General features: G+C 51.4%; 7 protein-coding genes and 2 pseudogenes. 5 read left to right on the forward strand and 4 right to left on the reverse strand.

The genetic code is table 11. The features are described from left to right. Window positions 1-65 precede the first annotated feature (65 nt). The 3 genes and pseudogenes from NLX71_RS25465 to NLX71_RS25475 all read right to left on the reverse strand — a co-directional run. On the reverse strand, window positions 66-1,304 hold the full coding sequence (locus tag NLX71_RS25465) for a hypothetical protein (RefSeq protein WP_254366583.1): 1,239 nt from the start codon (window positions 1,302-1,304) through the stop codon (window positions 66-68). Between the two features lie 44 nt (window positions 1,305-1,348). Beyond that, the gene (locus tag NLX71_RS25470) at window positions 1,349-1,951 is read right to left on the reverse strand and encodes an IseA DL-endopeptidase inhibitor family protein (RefSeq protein WP_254366584.1); all 603 of its coding nucleotides are present in this window, start codon (window positions 1,949-1,951) and stop codon (window positions 1,349-1,351) included. Window positions 1,952-2,077: 126 nt separating this feature from the next. Continuing rightward, a pseudogene (locus tag NLX71_RS25475) lies at window positions 2,078-2,658 on the reverse strand (IS110 family transposase); the annotation flags it as partial. Between the two features lie 477 nt (window positions 2,659-3,135). On the opposite strand from NLX71_RS25475, the gene rbsK reads away from it, so the two are divergent. Genes rbsK through rbsB form a run of 5 tightly spaced genes read left to right on the forward strand, consistent with a single transcriptional unit; the run spans window position 3,136 to window position 8,902 of the window. Further along, on the forward strand, window positions 3,136-5,049 hold the full coding sequence (rbsK, locus tag NLX71_RS27215) for a ribokinase (protein WP_375377969.1): 1,914 nt from the start codon (window positions 3,136-3,138) through the stop codon (window positions 5,047-5,049). 17 nt (window positions 5,050-5,066) lie between these two features. Further along, on the forward strand, window positions 5,067-5,462 hold the full coding sequence (gene rbsD, locus NLX71_RS25490; RefSeq protein WP_254366585.1) for a D-ribose pyranase: 396 nt from the start codon (window positions 5,067-5,069) through the stop codon (window positions 5,460-5,462). 16 nt (window positions 5,463-5,478) lie between these two features. Beyond that, window positions 5,479-7,005 carry a sugar ABC transporter ATP-binding protein gene (locus tag NLX71_RS25495; protein WP_254366586.1) on the forward strand — a complete coding sequence of 509 codons (1,527 nt, stop codon included), beginning with the start codon at window positions 5,479-5,481 and terminating at the stop codon, window positions 7,003-7,005. Continuing rightward, the gene (locus NLX71_RS25500; RefSeq protein ID WP_254366587.1) at window positions 6,977-7,930 is read left to right on the forward strand and encodes an ABC transporter permease; all 954 of its coding nucleotides are present in this window, start codon (window positions 6,977-6,979) and stop codon (window positions 7,928-7,930) included. Before NLX71_RS25495 ends, NLX71_RS25500 begins: the two co-directional genes overlap by 29 nt. A 21-nt stretch (window positions 7,931-7,951) precedes the next feature. Further along, window positions 7,952-8,902 carry a ribose ABC transporter substrate-binding protein RbsB gene (gene rbsB / locus NLX71_RS25505; RefSeq protein ID WP_254366588.1) on the forward strand — a complete coding sequence of 317 codons (951 nt, stop codon included), beginning with the start codon at window positions 7,952-7,954 and terminating at the stop codon, window positions 8,900-8,902. 173 nt (window positions 8,903-9,075) lie between these two features. Here the strand turns inward: rbsB and NLX71_RS25510 are convergent. After that, window positions 9,076-9,441 (reverse strand): annotated as a pseudogene (locus tag NLX71_RS25510) (transposase); the annotation flags it as partial. Between the last annotated feature and the right edge of the window lie 123 nt (window positions 9,442-9,564).

Below are 9,564 nucleotides of genomic sequence, written 5' to 3' on the forward strand. Positions count from 1 at the left end.
CTGTTACTAGGATTCTGGATAAATACGTCTATTTGTCGCGTCTTGATAACCCAAAAGTTGGTTAATCAACAGGCGTGCATTTCATTATTATTTTCCCCACGGAACAGGAGCCAATCAGGTAGCTTTTCTTGAAAATGATTAGCTTTTGATTCACTATTGTCAGTATTATGCTCCGCTGAAATGTTGTCGGCATGAGCGGTTTCCCTCTTCTGTTTGGGGGTAACGCGGCCCGCGGGATTGTCTCCCAATCCTTCCTGTTGGTTAGTTTTCTGTATCTCCTCTACTGTATGCTGCATAATAGATTGTGGCAGTACATCCGGAGGGAACCAGAATCTGATCGTATAATTTGAGGGTAAACTACGAAGAGTCCGATCCTCCCCCGTTGTTAAATCCCTTATTCTAAAGTCATTTGAGGTCCGCAGCTTGTAAATGATCGTTTTTTTGTCGGGCGCCAGAACGGCATCGTTCGTTTCGGCTGGTAAATCAAGCGGTTGAACATCATCGCCCTTGACCAAATAGAAGTTGCCTTTCCCCTGTTCGTCATACTGCATAACAAGTACTATCGTTCCTTGATCCAGCTTTGTCATAGTTTGGGCCAAACTCGGATTGCGATATTGCTCCTTGCTGTTTTTTACATCATAAATGACGTAATCGTTAGATTCCGAGACCAAAATTTTTTGATTATCTTTGGAAAAAGCATACAATTGCCGTTCGATCCCGCTCTCCTTTTCATTAGGGAAAAGTAACCTTATTTTCCTCTGTTTTTCGAGATCGTATAAAGCTTTACCCTCTTGGGAATTAGCAACGTACTGAGTGTGATCTGGGGTGAATAAGGCTATATAGTTGTCCAAATTCCCAGCATCTCTGGTAAATGTTCCTCTGATAAAAACTTTTTGATCAATAAAGTCGTATCCTTCGATTATCTTTTCTGTTGACGAGTGATCTGAAATAAAATAAGCTTTACGCCCATCCTCTGTAAAATGCTCCAGATAAGTATTTTCACAACCTTCTGCGATTATTTTTCTTTGGATCAGGTCATTCATGATCTTTTGAAAATCGATGGTTGTAGCTTTTGAATTCTCCTGAGATTTTAGGTTCATTAATTGGTATCCGCCATCATATAACGTATCCTTGTTTTCAGCTAATAGTAGCCAGCCCAAGTCTAATGGTTCTGGCGTTTCTATCCCTTTAATTGCTATGCTCTCATCTTGGGGCCTCTCGTTACTTGATAAGCGCTCAGGCTGCGTGCATCCGGTTAACATAAGCAAAATACATATACAAAAAGCTAAGTGTCTTTTTAGCAAGATTGATGATTTCCTCCCTTAAGGAACATTTCCCCATATACGATTCACATTAACTTACTGGGTCTAGATGCAACTCTCCAGCCTTTTTGTGGAACATATTTATATTCAAGACTTACCGTTTCATCGTTCATGCTCTCCTCTACACTTGGTACCGTAAACTCAAACGTTTTGACGTTTCCTTCATCCGCTTTTAATTTCACCGCTGCTTTTTCCCAATCGCTTAAAGAGCCCCATCCTAACGATGGATAAGACAATTTATTATTAATCATTTTGAAATCGGACGTTTTGATGAAATCGGCAGTAATCTCTTTTGTAAACACCTCTTCAAGGTAAGCGGTCAATTTATCTATAGTGTCTAGGTCATCGCAAAAATTATAGAAATAATCTTCGGTTAAAGGAGTACTTTTTTGCTGTGCGGTACGATCCGTGCCGCCATCCAGTACATTGAAGTAGTGATTCGCAGCTTTATTTCTTAACGCCAAAGCGTCTTTTTCGTTAAGCTTTTCTATTTGAATTTCTGTTTTCTCGTTATTTCCACTGCTACTTATTTCCTGGCGAAGAGGCTCTGAACTTGCATGTTTATTGCATGAGGTTAAGCCGCCTGTAGCAATAAGCAGAACAATGAGGAAGGATTTTCGCTTTCTCATCTGGGGTGTATCTTCGTCTCTTTTCCATAGCTCTATTGTAGCTTATTTTTTTCATTTGTGTGTCAAGCGTTTGGGTCCATTATAGTTTACCTACCTTATCTGATAATAATTATTAGATACAAAGCACGGGAGCGTGCGCGCCTTCATTTCTTCGTTCAGTTTCCCGATTTCTTGATCCAAAAAGTCGATATGCCGAAGCTGGGTTGCAAGCATAAGCTGCTGATGTTCTCCCATTAGACCGTTCAAGGCACGTTTTAGCTCTTCTTTTTTGTTCTTGGCTTACGCTGTGCCAGTTCTCACGAACGCTCGTCAATGAGACTGCGGCGATATCGGATGAGTTCTCGAAGCTCCCTTTGGTCACGCGCAGGAATGTAACTACCTTGCAGCAACCCGTGGCGAAGCAGCCCGGCAATCCACTCGGCATCCTTCACGTCGGTTTTACGTCCCGACACATTCTTCATATGCTTGGCATTAACGACCAGTGTTTGTAACTCTTCAAGTTCGAGCAGATCGTAAATCAGTTTCCAAAATGAGCCCGTGCTTTCCATCGCAACGTGGCTACAACCTTTGCTTTTGATCCAGTCCACCAATAGAATAATGTCCTCGATCATCGTGCGAACTTCCTTGCCTTCGGGCGTAATGACACAGCCTAAAACGTTCTTTTTATGGACGTCCAGTCCGCAACAACGACTGTAAACCACTTCCATTCTACTAACATCCTTTACGGCTTTCATGATTAAAGGCTGGCGCAACAACCACCTGAATTAATCTATCCTCCGTGCTTCCTAAGAGTGGGAGCAACAATCTGTGGTGCACCTGTCTATTTCACAGGCTCGCAGCATCAAGGAGACACGACCTACCTTCGCCAGCCGTAAAGACTAAGTTCGACGCGGCACCATTATCATCCTTCTGATAGTGCTGCGCCAGCGGCATGGATGTCTAACTTCATCAACCCAATGCTGCATGATCTGGAATTAAAGCCTACCCGAGCATGCGATTGAGTGTTCCGGATTCTGTCACAAAAAGAAGTTGATTCCTTTTCCGCGGAGTGCTATATTTTATGTGTAACCGATACCACGTTTTTAATCAAATGAGAATTTTATTACTTGTAAAATGCAATGAAATCATAGTAAATTTTTTTTAAAATATATGTAACCGGTACCACATGATAGGGGTGAAGAAGTATGGCAACCATTCGGGATGTAGCCAAGCTGGCGGGCGTGTCCATTGCGACGATTTCCCGGTACTCAAACAAAAGCGGCTATGTGAACGTGGAAACGGAGCAGAAAATAAAAAAGGCCATCGAAGCGCTGAACTACGAGCCGAATGCGGTGGCCCGGGGATTGGCCGGAAAGAAGACGAACACCATCGCCTTAATTCTTCCCGATATCTCCAACCCGTTCTTTCCGGAGCTGGCCCGGGCCGTTGAGGATGTCGCCTCGATGTACGGGTATACGGTGATTTTGTGCAACTCCGATGACGAAGGGGTCAAGGAGAAGTCCTATATTGAGGTGTTGAAAAAAAAATATATCAACGGCATTATTTTTGCTTCCAATACGCTGGATTCCGCCGATGTCGAGCAGATGACCAAGAAAGGCATCCCCGTCGTCTGTCTCGACCGGGTGCCGCCGAAGCAGTCGTGCAGCGTGGTCCGCTCCAAAAACCGGGAAGGCGCGAAGCTGGCTGTCGAGCATCTTCTGAGCATGGGCTGCCGGAAAATCGCCCACATCTACGGCCCGCAGGAATTCATTACGGCCAAGGAGCGGCTGGCCGGGTATGAGGAAGCGGTGATGCATTTGGACTGGTACTCGCCGACGTTCATGATTCAGGGAGACTTCCGGATCGAAGGCGGGATTCGGGCGACGGAGCTGCTGATGGAGCGTCATCCCGATGTGGACGCCATTTTTGCCGGGAACGACCTGATGGCGGTAGGCGCGCTCAAGGCGCTTTACCGGATGGGCGTGCAAGTGCCCGGACAAGTGGCGGTATGCGGCTTTGACGGCATCAGCATGACGGAGATTACGCAGCCGGAGCTGACGACCGTCGCCCAGCCGATCTATGAGATGGGCGCGCTCGTCTCGCGGATCTTGATCAAGAAAATCGAAGGCACGCTGGAAGCGGACCAGACGTACGAGCTGGACGTCGCGCTCGTGCCCAGAAAGTCGACCTTAAGGAGGAAGGACATGAAAGCTCCTAAAATCGTTGTTATCGGAAGCTTGAATATGGATATTGTCATCGAAGCGGACCGGTATCCGCAGCAGGGGGAGACGATGCTCGGTCGCGGCATCCGTTTTCTTCCCGGAGGAAAGGGGGCGAATCAGGCCGTTGCGGCGGCCCGGCTGGGCGCGGTTGTGACGATGGTCGGCGCCGTCGGTACCGACGGCTTCGGACAAGAGCTGCTGCACGCTCTGCAAGCCGAGAATGTGGGCACGGACGCGGTGCGGGTCGCGGAGCAGACGGCTACGGGAGTTGCCAGCATTTACGTTTGTCAAGGAGATAACAGCATTGTCGTCCTGCCGGGCGCGAATCATACGCTGCTTCCTGCGCATATCGACGCTTGCCGGGAAATCATCGCAGCGGCGGACATCGTGCTGCTTCAGATGGAAATTCCCGTGGATACCGTCGCGCATGCGGCCCGTCTCGCGAAGGTTTGCGGACGGACGGTCGTATTAAACCCCGCCCCGGCGCAGAAGCTGCCGGAGGAATTGCTGCGCAACGTCGACTATATTACCCCGAACCGGACGGAGCTGGCCTTGCTGACCGGGCGTTCTGCGGAAGGCGGCGAATTGGAGGGCGCGATGCGGGAGCTGGCCGGCATGGGCGCCCGGCACGTGATCACGACGCTCGGCGCGGAAGGCTCCGCCTTTATGGCACAGGAAGGCACGCTAACCCGCGTTCCCGGTTATGTCATGGAGGTCGTGGATACGACCGGAGCCGGAGATTCGTTTAACGCTGGGCTAGCTTACTCGCTTGCTTTGGGGCAAAGCTTGGAGGAAGCCGTATCGTTCGCGGCCAAGGTTTCGGCGCTTGCCGTGACGAAATTCGGCGCGCAGTCGGGAATGCCGACGCTTCGGGAAGTGCTTGATTTTAACGGGTGAGCGGAGGGGAAACGATCATGAAAAAAATCGGAATCATCAACAGCGAAATTTCCGAAGTCATCAGCAAATTGGGCCATACGGATATGATCGTGATCTGCGACAGCGGGCTGCCGATCCCCTTCCATGTGCGGCGGATCGATCTGGCCTTGAAGCAGGGCGTTCCTTCCCTGCTGGATACGCTGTCCATCGTGCTCGAGGAAATGGAAGTGGAGGCCTCATTCATCGCGGACGAAATGGAGCGGGCCAGTCCGCAGTTCAAGCGGGAGCTGGAAGCCGTCATGAAGGGCATTCCGGTTCGTACGGTTAGTCACGAGCAATTGAAAAGGCTTACGTACGAAGCGAAAGCGGTTATTCGGACAGGCGAATTTACACCTTATGCGAACATCGTTCTGCAGGCCGGCGTGATCTTTTAAGAAAGGAGTGGCCGTCATGACGACATACCTGTTGGAAATGAACGACATCAGCAAGAGCTTCCCGGGCGTCAGAGTGCTGGATCAGGTGACGTTCAACCTGATTGGTGGGGAAGTGCACGCACTGATGGGGGAGAACGGCGCGGGGAAATCCACGCTCATGAAAATTCTCGGCGGCATTCACCGCAGAGACGGCGGAACCGTGATCCTGAAGGGGACGCCATGCGAGATCACTTCCCCTTCCATGGCGCAAAGCCTGGGCATTACCATGATTCATCAGGAATTGAACTTAATTCCGCATCTGACGGTGATGGAAAATATTTTTCTCGGGCGGGAGTTTACCTACGGCCGGAGCGGGATGATCAACTGGGGCAAAATGAGGCAGGAATCGGTTCGCTTCTTGTCCCAGCTCGGCCTGTCCATCGACCCCGGTATCATCGCAGGCGAGCTGTCCGTCGGACAGCAGCAAATGATCGAGATTGCTAAAGCGCTTTCCATGAATGCGGAAATTCTCGTGCTCGACGAGCCAACGGCGGCGCTGACCGACCGTGAGATCGAATCGCTCTTTACGGTGATCGAATCGCTCAAAACCAAGGGCGTCGGGATGATCTACATCTCCCACCGGATGGAGGAAATTTTCCGCATCTGCGACCGCGTCACCGTCATGAGAGACGGGCATACGGTAGGGACGGACTGCGTAGCGGACACGAATATCGACAAGCTGGTCAAAATGATGGTAGGCCGGGAAATCAAAGACCGCTTTCCCAAAATTGACGTTTCCGTCGGCGAACCCAAGCTGGAGGTCAAAGGCCTGTCGCTGCCGGGCAAGCTGCGAAATATTTCCTTCACCATACGCAGCGGGGAAATCGTCGGCATCGCCGGTCTGATGGGGGCCGGCCGGACCGAGCTGGCCAAAGCCTTATTCGGGGTGACGCCGGCCCGCCAAGGGGAAATCTGCGTCGACGGCCGGCCCGTCGCCATCCGCAAGCCGGTCGATGCGATCCGCGCGGGCATCGCACTGGTCACGGAGGACCGCAAGGACGAAGGGCTGTTGTTGAACATGTCCGTGAAGGACAACATTTCGCTGCCTAATTTGAAGGGCGTTTCCTCACTCGGGTTTGTCAGCCGCAGCAAAGAAACCGGCATCTCGGAACTGCTTATCTCGCAATTGCTGATCAAGACCCCGAACAGCGAACAGAAGGTCGGCTCCCTGAGTGGAGGAAATCAGCAGAAGGTCGTGATCGGCAAATGGCTCGAAACGAATCCGCAGGTATTTATTTTGGATGAGCCGACCCGTGGGGTGGACATCGGGGCCAAGAAGGAAATCTACGATTTGATGAATCAATTGGTTTCCAGAGGCGTAGCCATCCTGATGATTTCGTCGGAGCTCCCGGAGGTTCTCGGCATGAGCGACCGCATCCTGGTGATGCACGAAGGCCGGATTGCCGGAGAGTTCTCCAGAGGGGAAGCCACGCAGGAAAAAATTATGCACTGCGCGACAGGAGGAGGAAAGCATCATGCAAACGGAAGCGAAAGCGGTTGGTAAGCGGGCAGGCAAAGCGTTCAGCCTGGGTCCGCTGCTCGGACTCGCCTTAATCGTCGTCGTTTTGTCGGTGATCAACAGCGACTTTTTGACCGTTACCAACATTTTCAACGTGCTTCGGCAAATTTCCATCAACGCCTTGATTGCGTTCGGGATGACGTTCGTTATCCTGACCGGAGGAATCGACCTTTCCGTCGGAGCGGTTCTGGCGCTGTCCAGCGCGTTTACGGCAGGCATGATGGCCTCCGGTATGAATCCGTGGCTGGCCGTGCTGATCGGCCTCGGCTGCGGAGCGGTGTTCGGAGCCGTCAACGGCCTGCTGGTCACCAAAGGGAAGGTCGCCCCCTTCATCGCCACCTTGGCGACCATGACCGTCTACCGCGGCTTGACGCTCGTCTATACGCAGGGCCGGCCGATTACCGGACTGCACGAAGATTTCGCCATCATCGGAAAAGGGTATTTTCTCGAAATTCCGATGCCGATCGTCTGGATGGTTCTGACCTTCGTCATCCTGTTCATTATATTGAAATACACGACCTTCGGGCGGCGCGTCTATGCGCTGGGAAGCAATGAGGAAGCGACTTGGCTTTCCGGAATCAATACTACCAGAATCAAAGTCATGGTTTATTCGGTAAGCGGATTACTGGCAGCTTTAAGCGGAATTATTCTTACCTCCAGACTCAACTCCGCTCAGCCGACGGCAGGCACCTCCTACGAGCTTGATGCGATTGCCGCGGTTGTTCTCGGAGGAACCAGCTTATCCGGCGGAAGGGGCTGGCTGGTAGGGACGCTGATCGGCGCCATGATCATAGGCGTATTGGACAACGGTCTGAACCTGCTGAACGTTTCATCCTTTTATCAACTGGTCGTTAAGGGTGCCGTCATCTTGGTTGCGGTGCTGCTGGACCGGTCCAAAGCCGCAAAATAAAAAGCAAAGGGGAAGAGTAGCATGAAAAAAATGTACATGGTTCTGTCGCTCCTGCTGGTATTCGTCATGGTGGCAGCCGGCTGCTCCACCAAGTCCAATCTGGAGGGCGGAGCCAAGACGGCCGAGCCGAAGAAAGAGGGAGGCGCCGCCTCCGGTAAAACAACCATCGGTCTCTCCATTTCCACGCTCAACAATCCGTTCTTTGTTACGTTGAAAGAAGGCGCCGAAAAAGCGGCGAAGGAAGCCGGAGTCGATCTGGTCGTTGTCGACGCGCAGAACGACACCTCGAAGCAAATCAGCGGCATCGAGGATCTGATCCAGAAAAAAGTAAACGTCATCCTGGTTAATCCGACCGACAGCGTGGCGGTCATTACGGCGGTGGAGGCGGCGAACAAAGCCAACATTCCGGTAATCACCATCGACCGCGCAGCGAACGGCGGTCAAGTCGTCTCACATATCGTATCCGACAACGTCAAGGGCGGACAGATGGCCGGCGACTTCATTCTCAAAGCGATCGGCGGCAAAGGAAACATCGTCGAGCTGCAAGGCATCGCCGGAACCTCGGCAGCCCGCGACCGCGGCAAAGGCTTCCACCATGCCGTAGACGGCAAAGCCGGCGTGAAAATGGTCGCTTCCCAGCCAGCCGACTTCGACCGCGCCAAAGGTTTGTCCGTTATGGAAAACATCCTGCAGGGGAATAAGGATATTGCAGCCGTATTTGCCCACAACGACGAGATGGCACTGGGCGCACTGCAGGCGATCCAGGCCTCCGGCAAAAACATCGTCGTCGTCGGCTTCGATGCGACCGATGACGCGGTGAAAGCCGTAAACGAAGGCAAAATGGCCGCGACGGTAGCGCAAAAGCCGGCAGCCATCGGCGATGTGGCCATAAGAACGGCCGTGAAGGTATCGAAAGGCGAGAAAGTGGAATCCTCGATCCCTGTCGATTTGGAGCTTGTTACGAAGAAATAAGTCATAGCGTTAAGCTAAGAGAAACGCTTTCTATGGAAAGAGGACGATCCCCGGTGCGGAATGAACAAAAGCCGCGGGATTGTCCTCTTTTTTTAAATGACTCGCTAAATGGGTCTGTCAAGTCTTTTGTGTAAACTCTTTAAAAGGACTTCTCCCCTCGGGGAGAAAAATTTTCAGCGCAGATGGCCAATGCGATCTGGATAAAAAACAGATAGCTGAAGCAGCATTTGCCCCCAGTTCTGGACGCGGCCTGTCCACTTGCGAGTGACATCCATGGTGGCCAGATAGAGCATTTTTAAGAGAGCTTCGTCCGTAGGGAAGATGCTTTTTCCTTTGGTTACTTTTCGAAGCTGTCGATGGTAGCTTTCAATGATGTTGGTCGTGTAAATGAGCTTGCGGATTTCAGGTGGGTACTTAAAAAAGGTAGCCAACTCATCCCAGTTATTACGCCAAGAACGAAGGATTAGCGGATACTTGGTTCCCCAGGCTTCCTCAAATCGGTCAAGTTCCACAAGAGCCATTTCTTCGGATGCGGCTTTGCCGGTTTAAACCCTTAACTTTAGAGTCTTACTCCCTTATTCTCAGGAATTCGTAGTTTTTCAAATTGCACTACGTTGCCGCCCTTGACACGGAGCCTCCACGGGCATGGATTTCTCGCGATA

The organism is Paenibacillus sp. MZ04-78.2 (assembly GCF_024213375.1).
Taxonomy (GTDB): Bacteria; Bacillota; Bacilli; order Paenibacillales; family NBRC-103111; genus Paenibacillus_G.